This window comes from Corynebacterium sp. HMSC055D05 (assembly GCF_001810365.1).
GTDB lineage: Bacteria > Actinomycetota > Actinomycetes > Mycobacteriales > Mycobacteriaceae > Corynebacterium > Corynebacterium coyleae.
This window is the reverse complement of record NZ_KV801081.1, coordinates 82,799-101,133: the sequence shown is the minus strand read 5'-3', so window position 1 is coordinate 101,133 and position 18,335 is coordinate 82,799. Positions and strand designations below refer to the sequence as shown.

General features: G+C 63.0%; 17 protein-coding genes. 8 read left to right on the top strand and 9 right to left on the bottom strand.

Features of this window, described 5'->3' with window-relative positions; genetic code table 11:
* The first annotated feature begins 39 nt into the window (after positions 1-39).
* Positions 40-1,833: a long-chain-fatty-acid--CoA ligase gene (locus HMPREF2734_RS10400; protein WP_371440438.1), complete on the top strand. Its 1,794-nt coding sequence runs from the start codon at positions 40-42 to the stop codon at positions 1,831-1,833.
* Positions 1,834-1,857: 24 nt separating this feature from the next.
* Entirely contained in the window at positions 1,858-3,579 is a 1,722-nt protein-coding gene (locus tag HMPREF2734_RS10395; RefSeq protein ID WP_070570848.1) for a long-chain-fatty-acid--CoA ligase, read from the top strand.
* On the opposite strand, the gene HMPREF2734_RS10390 is transcribed toward HMPREF2734_RS10395, so the two are convergent.
* Complete coding sequence (locus HMPREF2734_RS10390; RefSeq protein WP_141750478.1) at positions 3,576-4,577, bottom strand: UDP-N-acetylmuramate dehydrogenase; 1,002 nt, start codon at positions 4,575-4,577, stop codon at positions 3,576-3,578. The genes HMPREF2734_RS10395 and HMPREF2734_RS10390 overlap by 4 nt on opposite strands.
* Before the next feature lie 24 nt (positions 4,578-4,601).
* Here HMPREF2734_RS10390 and HMPREF2734_RS10385 point away from each other — a divergent pair, with 24 nt between their 5' ends.
* The 3 genes from HMPREF2734_RS10385 to HMPREF2734_RS10375 are packed head-to-tail and all read left to right on the top strand — an operon-like array spanning position 4,602 to position 6,674.
* Complete coding sequence (locus tag HMPREF2734_RS10385; protein WP_070421584.1) at positions 4,602-5,093, top strand: DUF2505 domain-containing protein; 492 nt, start codon at positions 4,602-4,604, stop codon at positions 5,091-5,093.
* A complete protein-coding gene (locus HMPREF2734_RS10380; protein ID WP_070453166.1) occupies positions 5,093-5,905 on the top strand; it encodes a class I SAM-dependent methyltransferase in 813 nt (270 codons plus the stop codon). The genes HMPREF2734_RS10385 and HMPREF2734_RS10380 overlap by 1 nt, the downstream gene beginning before the upstream one ends.
* Positions 5,906-5,915: 10 nt before the next feature.
* Positions 5,916-6,674: an LmeA family phospholipid-binding protein gene (locus HMPREF2734_RS10375; RefSeq protein ID WP_070570846.1), complete on the top strand. Its 759-nt coding sequence runs from the start codon at positions 5,916-5,918 to the stop codon at positions 6,672-6,674.
* A 43-nt stretch (positions 6,675-6,717) separates the two neighbouring features.
* Here HMPREF2734_RS10375 and HMPREF2734_RS10370 read toward each other — a convergent pair whose 3' ends face one another.
* The 7 genes from HMPREF2734_RS10370 to HMPREF2734_RS10340 form a co-directional block, all read right to left on the bottom strand.
* Positions 6,718-7,032 (bottom strand): DUF2516 family protein, encoded by a 315-nt coding sequence (locus HMPREF2734_RS10370; protein WP_070570844.1) that lies wholly within the window; start codon positions 7,030-7,032, stop codon positions 6,718-6,720.
* An 11-nt stretch (positions 7,033-7,043) separates the two neighbouring features.
* Positions 7,044-7,547: a CGLAU_01105 family protein gene (locus HMPREF2734_RS10365; protein WP_070421509.1), complete on the bottom strand. Its 504-nt coding sequence runs from the start codon at positions 7,545-7,547 to the stop codon at positions 7,044-7,046.
* 15 nt (positions 7,548-7,562) lie between these two features.
* Positions 7,563-8,840 carry a DUF445 domain-containing protein gene (locus HMPREF2734_RS10360; RefSeq protein WP_246816823.1) on the bottom strand — a complete coding sequence of 426 codons (1,278 nt, stop codon included), beginning with the start codon at positions 8,838-8,840 and terminating at the stop codon, positions 7,563-7,565.
* A gap of 84 nt (positions 8,841-8,924) precedes the next feature.
* Positions 8,925-9,293, bottom strand: a complete 369-nt coding sequence (locus HMPREF2734_RS10355; RefSeq protein ID WP_070570843.1) for a hypothetical protein — start codon at positions 9,291-9,293, stop codon at positions 8,925-8,927.
* 66 nt (positions 9,294-9,359) lie between these two features.
* Positions 9,360-10,109: a succinate dehydrogenase/fumarate reductase iron-sulfur subunit gene (locus HMPREF2734_RS10350; protein WP_070421512.1), complete on the bottom strand. Its 750-nt coding sequence runs from the start codon at positions 10,107-10,109 to the stop codon at positions 9,360-9,362.
* Positions 10,109-12,181 (bottom strand): fumarate reductase/succinate dehydrogenase flavoprotein subunit, encoded by a 2,073-nt coding sequence (locus HMPREF2734_RS10345; protein ID WP_070570840.1) that lies wholly within the window; start codon positions 12,179-12,181, stop codon positions 10,109-10,111. Before HMPREF2734_RS10345 ends, HMPREF2734_RS10350 begins: the two co-directional genes overlap by 1 nt.
* A 21-nt stretch (positions 12,182-12,202) precedes the next feature.
* Positions 12,203-12,976, bottom strand: coding sequence for a succinate dehydrogenase cytochrome b subunit (locus HMPREF2734_RS10340; RefSeq protein ID WP_070421514.1), 774 nt, complete (start codon positions 12,974-12,976; stop codon positions 12,203-12,205).
* Positions 12,977-13,232: 256 nt separating this feature from the next.
* On the opposite strand from HMPREF2734_RS10340, the gene HMPREF2734_RS10335 reads away from it, so the two are divergent.
* Positions 13,233-13,697, top strand: coding sequence for an SRPBCC family protein (locus HMPREF2734_RS10335; protein WP_070570838.1), 465 nt, complete (start codon positions 13,233-13,235; stop codon positions 13,695-13,697).
* A gap of 251 nt (positions 13,698-13,948) precedes the next feature.
* On the opposite strand, the gene lpdA is transcribed toward HMPREF2734_RS10335, so the two are convergent.
* On the bottom strand, positions 13,949-15,361 hold the full coding sequence (gene lpdA, locus HMPREF2734_RS10330; RefSeq protein ID WP_070570837.1) for a dihydrolipoyl dehydrogenase: 1,413 nt from the start codon (positions 15,359-15,361) through the stop codon (positions 13,949-13,951).
* 78 nt (positions 15,362-15,439) lie between these two features.
* Here lpdA and HMPREF2734_RS10325 point away from each other — a divergent pair, with 78 nt between their 5' ends.
* Complete coding sequence (locus tag HMPREF2734_RS10325) at positions 15,440-16,906, top strand: alpha/beta hydrolase (RefSeq protein ID WP_141750477.1); 1,467 nt, start codon at positions 15,440-15,442, stop codon at positions 16,904-16,906.
* 304 nt (positions 16,907-17,210) lie between these two features.
* Complete coding sequence (locus tag HMPREF2734_RS10320; RefSeq protein ID WP_070482945.1) at positions 17,211-18,320, top strand: alpha/beta hydrolase; 1,110 nt, start codon at positions 17,211-17,213, stop codon at positions 18,318-18,320.
* Positions 18,321-18,335 lie beyond the last annotated feature (15 nt).

Below are 18,335 nucleotides of genomic sequence, written 5' to 3'. Positions count from 1 at the left end.
CCCCGTATTTCCCCAAATATGTGATGCGGGCAAGTGTAGATGATCAATTTCTTGCGCGCACCCATTCACAACCTACGCAAGAGTAAGTTATACTCCGCAACACGTTTAGTTACACATGACCATAACCGAGAGGATGCAATGGGCGCCGCAGACACACAGGCCTGGATTGAGCAATACGCCGAATGGACGAACCCGCGTCCCGAAATCGGCACAGATACGCTCGTGAGCTGGTTCAACCGGGCCGTGGCCACCCAACCGCGCAGCGCCGCAACATGGTTCATGGGCAAGGAGCTCACCTACGCCGAGCTCAACGATCACGTCGGCAGCGCGGCAGCCGGCTTGGCCAAACTCGGCGTCCAGCCTGGGGACCGCGTTGCGGTTGCGCTACCCAACTGTCCGCAGCACGTCATCGCAGTCACGGCAATCCTGCGACTGGGCGCGGTCGTCGTCGAACACAACCCGCTCTACACCGCAGACGAGCTCGAGCCACAGTTCAACGACCACGGAGCGAAGATTGCGATTGTCTTCGACCGTGAAGCGGACACCTTCCTCTCCCTGCGCGGACGCACCCCGCTGGAAACCGTTGTGGCCGTCAACATGATCGACGAAATGCCAACGCACCTCAAGGCATTGCTCGCACTGCCAATTCCGCCAGTAAAGAAGAAGCGCGCCGAGCTCAGCGCCCCCGCCCCAGGGACCATGAACTTCACCGACCTGCTGCGGACACGTTCTCGCACGGTGCACTTGCCACCGATCGAGCCGGAAACTACCGCCTTTATCCTCTACACCTCGGGCACATCCGGGAAACCGAAGGGCGCGCCGCTGACGCACCGCAATATCGTCTCGGTCCTCAAGGCGGGCATCGAGTGGCTGGAGGACTGGGGTGCGGTGCGCGAAAAGGTGCTCGCCGTGCTGCCGATGTTCCACATCTACGGCCTTGCGTTGAACTACGGCCTGCCACTGACCGTTGGCGGGCAGATCGTGCTCGTGCCCGCACCGCAGCCGCAGTTGTACCAGTCGGCGATCCTGAAAACGCGGCCAACGATGCTGCCGGGCGTGCCCACGCTGTACGCCAAAATCATCGAATGGGCGAAGAAAGACAACGTCGACCTTTCCTCGATTCACACGTCGATCTCCGGCGCATCCACCCTGCCTGCAGAGACGATCGAACTGTGGGAAAACACCACGGGCGGGCGCCTCATCGAAGGCTACGGCCTGACGGAAACCTCGCCGATCCTCGCCGGCAACCCCCTCGACGGCACACGTCGTCCGGGCTACATCGGTCTCCCCTTCCCCAATACGGAGATCCGCATCGCTGACCCGGACGACCCTTCTCGCACCATGCCCGACGGTGAGCCAGGCGAGCTGCTTGCCCGTGGCCCGCAGGTCTTCGCTGGTTACCTGAACAACCCGGAGGCAAACGAGAACGCGTTCCACGATGGTTGGTTCCGCACCGGCGACATGGCCGTCATGGAGCCGGACGGCTGGATCAAGTTGGTGGCGCGCATCAAGGAGATGATCATCACCGGCGGCTTCAACGTGTACCCGGACGAGGTGGAGGGCGTACTTCGCCGCCATCCGGATATCGACGACATCGCGGTCGTCGGCCGCCCCCGCGAGGATGGCGCCGAGGATGTCGTCGCGTGCATCACGCTTGTCGACGGCGCCGCGCTCGACCCCGAAGGCCTCAAGGCCTACGCCCGCAAGCACCTGACGCGCTACAAGGTGCCGCGCGAGTTCTACCACTTCGAGGAGCTGAACCGGGACCAGACAGGCAAGATTCGTCGCCGTGAGGTTCGCGACACTCTCGTCAGTCTTCTTACCCAACCGTAGGTAGATGGGCGTAGGGTGGTCACCATGACTTCACCCTCCCCAACCAATGGAGACGCCCCCTGGCTGCAGTACTACCCCGAGTGGACCGCCCACTCGCTGGAGTACGGCAACCGCACGCTGAACGATCTTTACGACGACAACCTGGCCACCAACGGCAACAACACCGCCACCAGGTTCTTCGGCCGCACCCAGACCTTTAGCGAGCTCGACCGCGAGGTGCGCCGCGCCGCCGCAGGTCTGAAAGCCTTTGGCGTTCGCCCGGGTGACCGCGTGGCGATCATGCTGCCGAACTGCCCGCAGCACGTCGCCGCCTTCTTTGCTGTGCAGAAGATCGGCGGTGTTGTCGTCGAGCACAACCCGCTCTACACCGCCCACGAGCTGCGCCCACAATTCAAGAACCACGGCGCCCGTGTGGCAATCGTGTGGGACAAGGCCGCCGACACGCTCGAGCAGCTGCGCGCCGACACCCCGCTGGAAACCGTGGTCAGCGTGAACATGATCAAGGCCATGCCACGCGCCCAACACCTCGCGCTGCGCCTGCCGCTGCCGAAGGTGATGGAGGCCCGCGCAGCGCTCACCGGCCCGTGCAGCAACACGGTGCCATGGGAGTCATTGACCAGCTCCGCCATCGGTGGGCTGGGCACTGACCTGGAACCCCCAGCGGAGATCACTCCGGAAAGCCCCGCGGTGATCCTGTACACCTCCGGCACGACCGGCGCGCCGAAGGGCGCGGCACTCTCGCACGCAAACCTGGTTGCCAACCCGCTGCAAGGCCAGGCGTGGGTAAAGGAACTCCAAGAGGGCAACCAGCGCATGCTGGCGGCCCTGCCGTTCTTCCACGCCTACGGCCTGACGTTCTCGTTGACGTTGACCATGCTGATCGGCTCAGAACTTGTGCTCCTGCCAGCCCCGCAGATGCCTCTTGTGATGAAGGCCATCAAGAAAACCCCGCCAACATTCATTCCGGGTGTGCCCACCCTGTTCGAGCGCATCCTGAAGACGGCGAAGAAGAAAAACATCGACCTGTCCCCGGTCCAGATTGGCTTCTCGGGAGCGTCGTCGCTGCCGAAGGAGATCATCGAGGAGTGGGAGCGCGCCACCGGCGGTCGCCTGGTCGAAGGCTACGGCCTGACCGAGACGTCGCCGATCATCGTGGGCAACCCGCAGACCGCGGACCGTCGCCCCGGCTACATTGGCATCCCCTTCCCCGACACCGAGATCCGCATCGTCGACCCGGACAACCCGGACAAGGACATGCCCTACGGCGAGGACGGCGAAATCCTGGCGAAGGGCCCGCAGGTGTTCTCCGGCTACTTCAACAACCCTGAGGCCACCGAGAAGGTCTTCCACAACGGTTGGTTCCGCACCGGCGACATGGGTGTGATGGAGGAGGACGGCTTTATCAAGCTCGTCTCCCGCATCAAGGAGCTCATCATCACCGGCGGGTTCAACGTCTACCCTGCGGAGGTTGAGGAGGTCATCCGCACCCACAAGGACGTCGAGGATGTCGCCGTCGTGGGACGTCCACGCTCCGACGGTTCGGAGGATGTTGTCGCCTGCGTCGTGCTTCGCGACGGCGCCGCCCTCGACCCCGACGGCCTGAAGGACTTCGCCCGCGAGAACCTCACCCGTTACAAGGTGCCGCGCACCTTCTACCACTTCGAGGAGCTGGCCAAGGACCAGATGGGCAAGCTACGCCGCCGCGAGGTCCGCGAGGACCTGCTGTCCAAGCTCGAGCAGCGCTAAAGTCCCACCCAGACCGGCTCGGGGTGCAGCTCAACGCCAAACTGCTTGTCGACGACCCCCTGCACCCTCCGCGCCAACGCCACGATGTCGTCCGCCGTGGCGTTACCCCTGTTCGTCAGCGCAAGGGTGTGCTTGGTGGACAGGCGCGCTGGTGCGTCCTCGCCGGGGAATCCGCGGGGGCAGCCGGCGCGCTCGATCAGCCACGCCGCAGACAACTTCTCTTGGCCCTCACCAGCGGCAAAGCGTGGCATGTGGTCTTCGCCGACCTTGGCCTCGATCTCATCCGCCAGCGCGGTGGGCACGACCGGGTTGGTGAAAAACGAGCCCGCGGACCACGTGTCGTGGTCGTCCGCGTCGAGCACCATGCCCTTCGCCCGGCGCGTCTCCAGCACGGATGCGCGGGCCTCCGCCAGCGACACACGCTCCCCGCCCAGGTGGCGCAGCGGGATCGACTGGTCGGTCTTCTCCAGCGCCATCTCGATCTCCAGCACCACGGCACGCGAGGTGAACTTCAGGTTGGAGTAGCGGTACGCCAGGTCGAGGGAGTCGGCGGACACCCACTCGTCGGCACCCGTCTCGCGGTTGTAGAGGCGCACGCGGGTCAGCACGTCCGAGATCTCGGAGCCGTACGCACCCACGTTTTGCACCGGGGTGGCACCAGCGGAGCCCGGGATGCCCGACAAGGCTTCGATGCCGCCCAGGCCATGGTCCACAGCAAAGGCAACCACGTCGTCCCAGACGGTGCCGGCTTGGATGCGCAGCGTGGTGTCGTCGATAAGCGAGATGCCCTCGTTGCGCACCAACACAGCAGAAAGATCGAGCGCACCTTCCGCAACAAGCAGGTTGGAACCGCCGCCGACAACAAGCAGCGGCGAACCGGCGCGATCAAGGCGCGCAACGGTCTCGGCGAGTGCTTCAGCGCTGGTGCACTCGATGATCTCGGCCGGCGAACCGCCGACGCGCAACGTGGTCAGAGAGGCAAATGATGGGGTTGACACGCCAACAACGGTAGTCTGTGATCCATGACTGCACGTAGTGAGATCACTGTGACCATCAACCAGCCGATCGAAAAGGTCGCGCAAGCCTACGCCACGCGCGAATACTGGGAGTTCATCGCAGAGAAACTCTCCCCGGAACCGGGCGAGCTCAACGAGTTCGCGGACAACACCGCAACCCTCTTTGAGATTCTGCCGACCTCTATCCTCCCGCCGGCAGCACAGGCGATGGTGTCCCAGGACCTGAAGCTCAAGCGCGTCGTCACCGTAGGCGCGCTCGACGGCGACACCGCCAAGCACACCATGACCGGCGACGTCAAGGGCACCCCGGTGGACCTCGGCGCCGAATACACAGCAACCCGCGACGGCGACAACACCAAGCTTGACTACGAGCTCGAAGCCAAGGTCAACATCCCGTTTATGGGCGCTGCCCTCGAGCCGAAGGTCGCCGAGGCACTCGAGGAGATCGTGGAAAACGAAGCGAAGCTCACCGAGCAGTGGATTAGCGAGAACCTCTAATCCCCCACTATCACAATCTCCGCGCCGATAACCCGGGTGCGGCGGGCAAACCCTACGGGGTGATCACCCGCGGCACGACCGGGTTTAATCGTCTGCGCAGATCTGATCGCTGGACCCGCTTTCACCCGCGGGTCCAGTCCCTGTTGCGAGCCGTACCCGACCCGCTGGCCGTGGATGTGGGCTACGGCGCCTCGCATGCCACCACCGTCGAATGGGCCGGGTGGCTGCGCCAGATCCGCCCCGACATCGAGGTCGTGGGCCTGGAGATCGACCCGGAGCGCGTCCTGCCGCCCCGCGACGGCGTGCGTTTCGAGCTCGGTGGCTTCGAACTTGCTGGCTACCGCCCCCACCTCGTGCGCGCCTTCAACGTGCTGCGCCAATACGACGTCGACCAAGTCCCCGACGTGTGGGACACCGTCTGCTCACGCCTTGCGCCGGGCGGCCTGTTCGTCGAAGGCACCTGCGATGAAATCGGACGCCGTTGCGCATGGTTGCTTCTCGACGACACCGGCCCCGTCTCCTTAACCCTCTCCTGGGATCCCTTCCACACCGCAACCCCCTCAGAGGTGGCGGAGCGCCTCCCCAAAGCGCTGATCCACCGCAATGTGCCCGGCGAGGCCATCCACGCATTTCTTACCGACGCCGATACCGCCTGGGAACACGCCGCCGGATGGGAACCCCACGGCCCGCGCGTGCGCTGGCGCCACGCCCTCGACGACCTGGCCGCAAAATGGCCGATCACGCCCCAGCGGCGCCGCTTTTCCGACAATTCCGTGACCGTCGAGTGGAACGCCATCGCCCCAAGTTCCTAAACTGGCCCGCATGACCAAAGCCTGGAAAGTCACCCTCTCCATCATCGTCGGAGTACTCCTCCTGTTCGCCGTTGCGGAAGGAGGCATCCGCGCGTTCGTGTCCCACCAGGTCACGTCCGAAGCCCCGGAAGGCACCTCGGTGTCCTTCGGCCCGAAGCCAGTCACACTCGGCTTGCTGGGTGGAAAGTTCCCCCACATGAAAATCGACCAGGACTCCACCCTGGTCGTGGACGGCAACACCTTCACCGGCGCGCCCGCCGCCGTCGTAGAGATGGACAACGTCCACATCACAGGTGGCGACCCGGTCGCCGAAACCCTCCACCTGACCTCCGATCTGCCCACCGAGTACGTCCGCGCCATGCTCAACCAGCAGTTGGAGCAGCAGATGGGCGAGGACGCCGGATTCCTGGCCAACTTCATCAACGTCAGCGACGTCACCGCGAACCCCGAGGCCGGAACCTTCACCGTCGAGTTCAGCGGCGGTGTCGCAGGCGTCGAACTGCGCCCCTCCATGCGTGACGGCCAACTCGCGCTCGAGGCCGAGAACACCTCGCTGTTCGGCTTCGACCTGCCCGACGGTGTCGCCGACGCCATCAGCGGCGCCCTGTCCAACGGCATGGCCCAGGAAGCCAACAGCACCATGCGTATCGACGACTTCCGCGTCATCGACGGCGGCCTCCAAATCTCCATGGTGGGCACCGACGTGAGCTTTAACGAACTGCAGATGATGCAAGAAAACCCTGCCGGGTTCACGACCCAGCAGGGTTAAGCGGTGCCGCCGATGCGGACGCCGCTGCGGCGGCGCGGGCGTGCTACCAGCCCGCGTTGCCCTCCAGAATGCTCTTGATCTGGGGGCGGACGTCGAAGTAGTAGATACCGATCGCCACCGCACCAAACCATGCGATGAACGGCAGGCCGAGCATGCACGCCACTGCAGACAGCGCCAGGATGCCAATCCAGGCGCCCTTGGACTGGCGGCCTGCTGCTTCGAACGCGTCGGGGCGGGTCGTCGCCACGAGCCCGGCAGCCGCAAGGCCTGCGATGCCGACCGCGAAGAGCATGAGGAAGCTCACGCGTGACGGGAGCGTCGTGATGAACTGGATCTGCTCAAGAGCCGCGGTATCCATATCCCAACCTTCTAGTTAGCGGTGTTGTTGGAGTCGGTTTCGTCCGTCTCCAGAATCTCGCCGTCGATAATATCGCCGTCACCGGTGGTGTTGGTGAACTGGTCTTGGAGGCGCTCCACCAGGCCGTCGAAACGCGAGCGGATATCGCTCATAACACCCTTGTCGTCGACCCCATCAAGAGCCTTATCCAGGCGTTCGTTGAGCGCAGCGCGCACCTCGTTCACCTTCGTAGTCACAGTCTCCTTGAGGTCGTCGGAGATCTGCAGGTCGCGCTCACGCAGGGAGTTGAAGAGCTTCTCCGCCTCGTCGACGAAGTTGTTGGCCACGTTGCGCACGTCACCCTCCGACGTCGCCGCGTTCAAGTTCGTGCGAGCCTCATCGGACGTGGACTGGAAACGCTCAGAGAGCTCGCCGGCTACCTTGCCCAGCGCCGCGCCGAGAGAAGAGCCAGCCAGCAGCAGGGCCTCGCCGGCGTCGCGGAGGTTGTTGCGGATCTCGCCATTGTTGTCAGCCATAGTTTTACCTTTCATCTAAAAGAACAAGAGCTGTGTCACAGTGTAAATAACCAAACCGGCCAGTGCACCGACCACAGTGCCGTTCAGACGAATAAACTGCAGGTCACGGCCCACCATCAGCTCGATCTTCTCCGCTGCTTCCTCCCCATCCCAGCGCTCGATGGTCTCCGCGATGATGCCCACGATCTGTTCCGCGCCGTTCTCGGCCGCGTAGTGGGTGATCTTTTCCAGGCGTGCTTCGGCGTCGGCGCGGACTGTGGGGTCGTCGCGAAGCTTGGTGCCCCACTCCATCGACGCATCCACGATCTTCCTGCGCAGCGTGCTCGACGGATCCGAGGCCGCCTCCACCAACGCGGTGGACAACTGCGCCCACATCCCCGCCGACGCCGAGCGCACCGCATTCGACGCCATGATGTCGCCTTTCAGCGCCTCCACGCGCGAGATCATCTCCCCGTCGAACTGCAGGTCCTGCGCGAAGTCGTTGATCTGTCGGCGCAGCGCCCGCCGCGCCTCGTGCTGCGGGTCCGCGTCCACGTCCGCCATGAACGACACCAACTCGTCGTACACGCGTTGCCCCACGAGGTCTTTGGCGAATTGGGGTGCCCAGCGGGGCATGCGTTCGTCGATAAGCGAAACGACCGTGTCCTCCATGCCATTTACTTTGCGACGACCCCACGCCACCATGTCATCCACAACCGGCTCCACCTTGCCATCCGCAATCAACCCCTCCAGCGCACGGCCCAGCGGCGGGCCCCAGATCGGCTCCGCAAAGCGGTCGATCACCTGCGAATCGATGAACCGCTCCGCCTCCTTCGGATCGATGCCCTCGACCATGCGCACCACGAACGTGCCCACCTCTTCGCTGACACGCTCCGCGTTCGCTGGCTGCGCCATCCACGTGCCTACCCGCTCCGGGATGCCCGCATCCATCACCTTCTGCGTAATCGTGCGCGCATTCAGGAAGTTCTCGCTGACAAAGTCGCTCAGCGCACCCGCAACCTGATCCTTCTTGTTCGGAATGATCGCCGTGTGCGGAATCGGAATCCCCATCGGGTGCTTAAACAACGCGGTCACCGCAAACCAGTCCGCCAAACCACCCACCATGCCGGCCTCCGCCGCAGCACGCACGTAACCAATCCACGCCGCGGTTGCGCCTTGGGATTGCGCCCACGAGCACGCAAGGAAGATCACCGCAGCAACCCCAAGCAAACTTGTCACCGCGATCTTGTGGTTTCGCAGGACGCGGCGCCGCTCCGCCTCATTGGTTGGGCTTGGCATCAACTGATCAGTCATGCCCCCGATTAAAGCAGCATGGCCGACATGGGCACGAAAAATGCCCCCTCCGCCGAAACGAAGAGGGCAAAAGCGTCCAGCGCGTTAGTTCACGCGGCCAGTGCGCTTGCGGTACTCCTTGTAGTCCTTCCGGCCAAGACCGATGAGGATGAAGGCGAGCACCGTGGTAATCACTGCCTCAGCGACGCCCAGGATGAGCAGACGCTCTGCCAGGCCGTGAGTCTGCGAGCCAAAGCCGTAGACCATCGCACCCCAGCCCCACACTGCCAGACCAATACCGAACAGTGCGGACAGGAGTAGACCCATCGCAACCCAGGTGAAGTTGCGGTTCAGGGACGAGTGCGGCGCACCCAGGGATACCGGGTCGTAGCCCTCGATGTACGTGTCCTCAATCCTGCTCTGGTACTCAGGGAAAGACTCGCTGTGGATATCTGCAACTGCATGAGAACCCATGATGATGTTTCCTTCTACTACTGCTGGTTCTACCAGGACTCCAATACCTCGGAGTATACGGCAGATCTAGTCGTCGCCACCCTTGAAGGCAGCACGGGCACGCTCAGCGTTGATCGCACCGACTGCATCAAGCGGGATACCGGCCGGGCAAACATCAGCACACTCGCCGTACAGCGAGCAGTGGCCGAAGTTCGTCTCCAGCTCATCAACCATGTTGCGGGCACGGCGGCCACGCTCCATCTTGCCCAGCGGCAGCAGCTTCAGGTGCTTGAGCTTCGCGCCAGTGAACAGGTGCGCAGCACCGTTCGGGCAGGCAGCCACACAAGCGCCACAACCGATGCAGGCTGCGTAGTCAAGTGCGGTCTCTGCATCCTTGTGGTTCACAGCCAGCGTGTCAGCATCCGGAGCGGTACCGGCGTTGACCGAGACGTAGCCACCCTGCTGCATGACGCGGTCCAGAGCGGAGCGGTCCACAGTCAGGTCCTTGATTACCGGGAATGCACCGGAGCGGAACGGCTCAATCTTGAGCGTGTCGCCGTCGTTGTAGTTAAACAGGCGCTGCAGGCAGGCCGTCGTGTTCTGGCCAGCACCGTGCGGGCGGCCGTTGACCAGTACGCCACAGGTGCCGCAGATGCCTTCGCGGCAGTCAGAGGCGAACACGAACGGTTCTTTGCCCTCTTCGACGTAGTTGTTGTTGACGTGGTCGAGCAGCTCCAGGATGGACATCTGCTCCACAGCGTCGTCGACCTGGACGGTCTCGAAGCTGCCCTCAGTGTCAGGACCAGCCTGGCGCCAGATTTCAAGTGTCAGTTTCATTACTTGTAGTTCCTTGCCATCAGCGGGATCGAATCGAAGTACAGGGGTTCAGCGTGGCGGATGAACTGGCCTTCGCCGGCCGGCTCCCACGCGGAGACGAAGCACCAGTTGTCGTCGTCACGCTCTGCCTCGCCGTCATCGGTGAGGTGATCCATACGGTAGTGAGCACCGCAGGACTCGTCGCGGTCAAGAGCGTCGATGCACATGAGCTCGCCGAGGTTGATGTAGTCAACCAGGCGCAGCGCAGCCTCGAGGGTCTGGTTCATGTCATCCGCGGTACCCGGGATGTGAATGTTGGTCCAGAAGTCCTCGCGCAGTGCGCGGATCTTGCGGATGCCCTCTTCCAGGCCCTCCACGGTGCGGGCAACGCCGCAGTGCTCGTAGAGGATGTCGCCGAGCTGCTCGTGGAAGTGCTCCGGGCCGTGCGGCTCCGGACCACGGATGGACATGATGCGCGCGATGCGCTCCTCCACCTCAGCGACAACGGCCTTGGCTTCCTGGGAGTCCTCGGAGAGCTTCTCCTCACCGAGGTGGTTTGCCAGGTAGTTCGGGACGGTGAACGGCAGGGTGAACCAGCCGTCGACGGATGCGGACAGCAGCGAGTTGGCACCCAGACGGTTTGCACCGTGGTAGGTCCAGGAGCACTCACCGGCGGCGAACAGGCCGTCGATGGAGGTCATCTCGTTGAAGTCGGTCCACAGGCCGCCCATGGTGAAGTGGACGGTCGGTGCAATACGCATCGGAGCCTTGTACGGGTCGTCGCCAGTGGAGTCCTCGTACATCTCGAACAGGTTCGAGTAACGCTCACGGATGGTGTCCTCGCCGAGGCGCTCAATCGCGTCGGAGAAGTCCAGGTATGCGGAGTTGTGCAGCGGGCCAACACCGTAGCCGGCATTGAGCTGCTGGGAGATCGCACGGGACGCAACGTCACGCGGCACCAGGTTGCCGAAGGCCGGGTAGCGACGCTCCAGGAAGTAGTCGCGCTCGTCTTCCGGAATGGTGTTCGGGTCGCGGTCGTCGCCCTTTTCCTTCGGGGTCCAAATGCGGCCGTCGTTACGCAGCGACTCCGACATCAGCGTGGTCTTTGCCTGCCACTTCGCGTTGACCGGAAGACCGGTCGGGTGGAACTGGACGAAGCACGGGGACGCCAGGTAGGCACCACGCTCGTACGCACGCATCATGGCGGAAGAGTTGGAGTTCTTCGCCAGCGTGGTCTTGTGGTACACGTTGCCGTAACCGCCGGTAGCCAGGATGACTGCGTGGCCGGTGAACGGCGTGATCTCACCGTTGATCAGGTTACGGGTCACAATGCCGGAGCAGTGCTTCTTGCCGTCCTTCTCGGTGATGATCAGATCCATCAGGTCGTGGTGAGTGAAGATCTCAACGTTGCCCAGGTGGATCTGGCGCTGCAGAGCCGAAGCGGTGGACAGCTGCAGCTGCTGGCCTGTTTGGCCACGGGTGTAGTAGGTACGGGAGACCTGCACGCCACCGAACGAACGGGTGGCGAGGGTGCCGCCGTACTCACGAGCGAACGGAGCGCCAATGGCGTTCATGTGGTCGATCACGCGGACCGACTCGACAGCCAGGCGCCAGCAGTCGGACTCGCGGCAGCGGTAGTCGCCGCCCTTCACGGTGTCCTTGACGTGGCGGTAAGCACCGTCGTTATCCACCTTCTTGCCGCGGGCGGAGTTGACGCCACCCTGTGCAGCAATGGAGTGCGCACGACGCGGAGCATCGTGGTAGGTGAAGGACTTGACGTTGTAGCCGAGCTCGCCAAGTGCCGCAGCAGCTGCACCACCGGACAGGCCGGTACCAACAACGAGGACGGTGAACTTACGACGGTTCAGCGGCGACACCAGGTTCATGTGGTCCTTCTGGAACTCCCACATGTCCTTCATGCGCACTTCGTCGCGGTTTGGCTCGTTGGACTGCAGGATCTCACCCGGGGTGACACCAGCAGCAGCCGACTCCGGCTGACGGAACGCCTGTGCCTGGGCCTGGCCAGCAGCCGGCGTCTCGGTGGAGGCCTGCTCGCCGTGCGAACCCTGATTCGAGGAAATAGAGGTAGTCATATTGTTTCTCCTATTTGGCCATTACCGAACGAAGTCCGGGACCCAGCCGGCCGCAAGAGCGATCGGCATGATGACGTTTCCGGCGACGACGATGAACGGGAGGATGTACGCGAGCACGACCATGAGGCCCTCACCGCGCTTGCCCAACCAGCCAAGGTCAGACACAGCGAGGTAGATGCCGTGGGTCAGGTGCAGCAGCAGCGCCAGGTTCGCGACAACGTAAACCAGGGTGACCCACCAACGACCTGGGCCGAAGGTAGCCAGCAGGTTGTTGCGGACTGCGCCGTGGACGAACTCGTCGGAAGCCACAGCAACACCCATGGTGAGGTCCAGGATGTGGAACACGATGAACAGCAGCAGGATGACACCCGTGACCAGCATTGCGCGGGTCGCGGTGGACTGCCAGCCACCCATCAGGCCCGTGCGCTTGAAGCGACCGCGGGACTTCTTCGAACGGCCGTGCAGGGCGAATGCTCCCCAAACGTGCAGCACCAGGCAGGCGAGCAGCACGATGCGAATAATCCACAGGAAGCCCTCACGCGGGAACAGCGGCTCGCCGATCGTGCGGAGGAACTCGCCGTAGTCGTCGATCGGCGCGGAGCCGTCGGCGTGCAGCGGCATAAAGATCTTCAGGTTGCCCACCATGTGGCCAAGCACGAAGAGACCGAAGATGAGGCCGGTGATGGCCATGGTCAGCTTGATGGCCCATGTTGGGTAGGACGGCCGCTCGCGCAGCGGCTTTTCAGTAATTTTTCCGTGACGAATGGCTTCACGGTCTGCGTTTTGTACAGTCATGGCACCTCCAGTGTCGCTAATACTCTATGAGAATCGCGCCGGTTACACACACCTGAATTGCAGGCGATCCATGTTTTTCCCAAGTTTCAACCGACACTTGACCCCTCTCCCCAGTACGCACCGCACTTTGTGACCTTCCTCACCGCGAGGCATTGATGGTGGATAGCCAACAATCCTCACCCCGTTAAGTGTCAATCTTTGGTTGGTTAGTTTCACCTAACTGCCAGCTCGGGGCGAAATCGGTACGCTGGCCCCCATGGCTATTGACAAGAACACCGAGAACTCTGCAACCCGTCAGATTGATGCCCCTGCGGCCGCGATCTTCGACATCCTGTCCAACCCCGAGCGCCACGCCGAGACCGACGACTCCGGCATGGTTGTCTCCGCCGATCAGGCCGAGCGCCTCAAGGCAGTCGGCGACACGTTCACTATGAACATGACCAAGGAGGACGGCGACTACCAGACCGTCAACGAGGTCTTCGCCATCCAGCCGGACCGCATCATCGGCTGGAAGAACGTGGAAAACACCCCCGCCCAGGTGAAGGTTGGCGCGAAGTGGCTCTACGAGCTCGAGCCGATCGACGCCGACAACACCACCGTGAAGCTCACCTACCAGCGCGATGAGCTGGAGGAGAACCTGCTGGGCATGACCGAGAAGTTCAACGACGACTTCCTGGCTAAGTCCCTGGACAAGCTCGCAGCAGCAGTCGCAGGCGCATAAGCACTCGCTAATCGACGACCCCACGCGGCACCCCGCCAGCCGGGGCGCCGCGTTCTGCTTTTGCTGATCGTCTAGCTTCCTTGGCAGCACAACCAGACGATCAACGCACCTCGCCCGCGTTTTCCCAGGTGATAACGCAACCCATGTTCAATATGGTGCGGATCGTCTAGTGGCAGCTAGACGATCCGCACCACAACATAAAAAAGGGGCGCGACCTGTGCGGTCGCGCCCCTTTTTTATGCGGCGATCAATTAGAGGTTGATCATGTGGCCTTCGACGCCGTGGGCAACTTCCTTGAGCACCTCAGACAGGGTCGGGTGGATGTGAATGGAGCGAGCGATCTCACCAGCGGTCAGATCGAAGCGCTGTGCAAGCACAACCTCCGGCAGGAGCTCGGAAACGTTCGCGCCAACGAGGTGGGCGCCGAGGATCTCGCCGAACTCAGCGTCGGCGACGAGCTTGCCGAAGCCAGCGGTCTCTGCCAGGCCGACTGCCTTGCCGTTTGCGGTGAACGGGAAGGTCGCGACCTTGATGTCGCGGTCCGGCCACTTCTCCTTGGCCTGCTCCTCGGTGTAACCCATGGATGCAACCTGCGGGTTACAGAAGGTGGCGCGCGGGGTCATCATGTAGTCCTCGATCTCGAGGGTCTCTGCACCCGCGATGGTCTCGGCGGCGATGATGCCCTGTGCCTCTGCGACGTGGGCGAGCTGGAGCTTCGCGGTGACGTCGCCGATGGCGTAGATGTGATCGACGTTGGTGCGCATGCGCTCGTCGATAGCAATGGCGCCGCGGTCGGTGAGCTCGACGCCGGTGTTCTCCAGGCCGTAGCCCTCGGTGCGCGGTGCGAAGCCGACGGAGATCATCACGCGGTCAGCCTTGAGGGTCTCGGTCTTGTCGGAGCCGTTCTTCTTTACGTCGACCTCGACGGTGTCGCCGTTGTCGCGCACCTCGGTGGTGGCGTGGCCGGTGAGCAGCTTCACGCCAAGCTTCTTGTAGGCCTTGGCGATCTCCTTGGATACGTCCTTGTCTTCGTTCGGCAGGACGCGGTCCTGGTACTCGATGACGGTGACGTCAACGCCGTAGTTGGACAGCACGTAGGCGAACTCCATGCCGATGGCACCTGCGCCGACGATGACCATCTTCTCCGGAGCCTCAGGGTTGAGGATCTGCTCTTCGTAGGAGACGACGTTCTCGGACAGTTCGATGCCCGGCAGGGTGCGCACGACGGCGCCGGTGGCGATGATGCAGTCGTCGAAAGTGACGGTCATGCCCTTGTCGTCGCCTTCGGTGATTTCGATGGTGTTTGCATCCTTGAAGGAGCCCAGGCCGTTGATTTCCTGGATCTTGTTCTTCTTCATCAAGTAGTGCACGCCGCCGACGATCTTCTGGGAGACCTGGCGGGAGCGCTTGTGGGCGTCGGTGTAGTCGAACTCCACGTCACCCTTGATGCCGAAAGTTTTTGCTTCGTGGTTGAAGATGGAGGCGACTTCAGCGTTCTTGATAAGCGCCTTGGATGGGATGCAGCCTACGTTGAGGCAGACTCCGCCCCAGTACTGCTTCTCAATGACGGCAACTTTCTTACCCAGCTGAGCTGCACGGATGGCGGCGACGTAGCCACCGGGGCCCGCGCCGAGGACAACAACGTCAAAATGTTCTTTACTCACGATGCATATGGTACGTCCCCGTCTGGCAAAATGTGGCGGAGGATCTCCCCAAGTCTTTAGGAAAGCGAGCACAGTTCCGTGAAACTCACGCGTCCGGCCATCGCCGTAGCCGCTGTCGCCCTTGTTACAGCAGGTGCCGTTCCCGTTGTCCATTACGCATCTTCGCTTGACGACGACACCCCCGCCGTCCTCAGCGCTGCCCAGTCGACAGTGAATACAACACTGCCTGAGACCACCACCTCGGAGACGACCGAGCCGACTGAGAAGTCGACCACGTCGGAAACGTCGGCAACGTCGACCTCGAACGAGCCCACCCCCACCACGTCCGAGCTGGTACCGGAGGGCTCCAGCAAGGACACGACCAACGAGGACCTCACCTCGAAGGACGGGAAGGACGACTCAGCCACTGACGCGGATGCGGACGCCACGGTGCTTTCGGAGGATGCGGCGAAGCTGAACCCGATGGGTGAGGATATGCAGCAGCACCCTGCGATCAAGGAACTCGGTGAGGTGCCGAAGACGATGAGCGGCGCGGAGCAGCGCTGGGTCAAGCGTCTGGCCGACAACCAGCGCGTGTGGAAGAACGAAGCGCTGCGCGTGCACTCGGAGTCGATGGATCGCGACATCCCGGTCGCGGTGTTCTACGCCACCAACGACAAGGGCGAAACGGTCGAGAACGCCCCGACGGTTTACCTACTTAACGGCGCTGGTGGCTCCGAGCAGGACACCGACTGGGTTTCCCAGGCACTCGAGGAAGTCCACGAGGTCTACGGTCGCTCGGGCGCGAACGTGGTCATCCCGATGGAGGGCGCGTTCTCGTACTACGTCGACTGGGCTGCAGAGCCGCCGACGGAGAAAAACGTGTTTTACAAGGGCAAGCAGATGTGGTCGACGTTCCTGGCCAAGGAACTGCCGCAGACCATCGAGCCGTACATCAAGGCTGACCCGAACCGCCGTGGCGTGATCGGCATGTCTATGTCCGCCACCTCGTCGCTGCTGCTCGCTGAGCACAACCCGAACATGTTTAAGGCCGTCGGCTCGTTCTCCGGCTGCCCGGCAACGTCGCGTCCGCTGCCGAGCTTCTTCATCAACCTCACGGTGGACCGTGCTGCACCGGGTGTCATGACGCCTGAGTACATCTTCGGCCCGATGGGTTCGGACTACAACCGCCGCTACGACGCCCTGGTCAACGCACCAGCTCTGGCGGGCACTGACACGAAGGTGTACATCTCCACCGGCACCGGCCTCGCAGCGGAGACCGACATGCCGGGCACGTTGCGGAAGCGCCTCGAAGATGCGGGCCTGGACTCCTCCGACGCGTTTGTGAAGGGTTCCGCGAACGCCGCGACCCTCCTGGTCGAAGGTGGCGCGATCGAGGCTGCGATGAACGCCTGCACCCACGACTTCCTGGTCAAGGCGCGCGCCAACGGTGCGGAGGTCGCACACGCTGAGCTGCGCCCGGTGGGCACCCACTCCTGGCCGGTGTGGCGCGATGACCTGAAGCGCTCCTACGAGACCGTGTTCAAGTCGGCGCTCGGCCTGTAACCGCGCCTGTAAAAAACAGGCAACAAAAAAGAGGCACCCTGCCACAGGGTGCCTCTTTTTCTAGCTTTTAGAACATGCCCAGGCCGTAGGCGATCGTGGAGGACGTCGAGGAGCCGAAGTGGATGAGCTGGCCGAGGACCTCGTTGATCTGCAGCTGGACGGATTCGATCGGGTTCATGTCGCTTTCCTTTCAAAACGTGGAACATCTGTAACAATAGCCACAGGTTTAACGTATGTACCGTACAATGACGCTTCGAATGTCGTCAGGCAACACACTTTCGTTACAGAAACGGGGACCCGCCTCATGAAGACCTTGAAGAAAGCTGCGCTCGCAGCACTCACCGCCGTCGCCGTCGCATGCGGTACGACTCCCGCGGTGGCGCAGCCGGTTGGCGTGGTCAAGGCGTGGGACGCCACGGCAAACCCGCCGACCGTCATCCACACCGGCAAGCCGCAGTCCTGGGTGAAGCAGGTCGACCACAAAACGGTCCTGTCCTACAACGTGTTCTCCCCGTCGATGAACCGTGACATCCCGGTTGCCGTCATCCCCGCCACCAACCCGGCCGGCCAGCGCGTCCAGGGCGCGCCGACGCTCTACCTGCTCAACGGCGCAGGCGGTGCGGAGCAGGACCAGGACTGGATCCACCTGCACACCACCAAGGACTACTTCGCCGGCAAGGGTGTCAACGTGGTCATCCCGCAGGCTGGCGCTTTTTCGTACTACACCGACTGGGTCGCCCCAACCGTGCGCTCCCGCTACCTCAACGGCCCACAGAAGTGGGAGACGTTCCTGACCAAGGAACTGCCTGGTCCGATTGAGCGCACCCTCGGTGCAAACAACAACCGAGCGATCGCCGGGTTCTCCATGTCGGGCACCTCGGCGCTCGTCCTGCCGCAACACAACCCGGGCATGTACAAAGCCGCGGCGTCGTTCTCTGGCTGCGCGGCGACGTCCTCGCCAGCCGGCTACAACTTCGCCCGCATCACCGTGAACCGCGCGTCGGCCACCCAGGACTTCAAAACCGTCACCCCGGAGATGATGTGGGGCCCAATGGGCGGACCGTACAACCGCTGGAACGACGCCCTGCTCAACGCCGAGAAACTGCGCGGCCTGAAGCTCTACGTCTCCGCGGGCACCGGCCTGGCGGGGCGCAGCGACCAGGTCAGCTACCTCATCGGCCTCGGCGCACCGGACCCGATCGCACACATCGGCGCGGCAACGCTGCAGGTAGAAGGCGGCGTGATCGAGGCTGCGATCAACACCTGCACCCACGACCTCAAGGCAAAGCTCGACGGGTTGAACATCCCGGCGCACTTCGAGCTGCGCAACGTGGGCACCCACTCCTGGCCGTACTGGCGCGACGACCTGGACAAGGCCTGGCGCACCACTATCGCACCGGCACTCGGGGTGTAAGCCCGCGCTGGACTA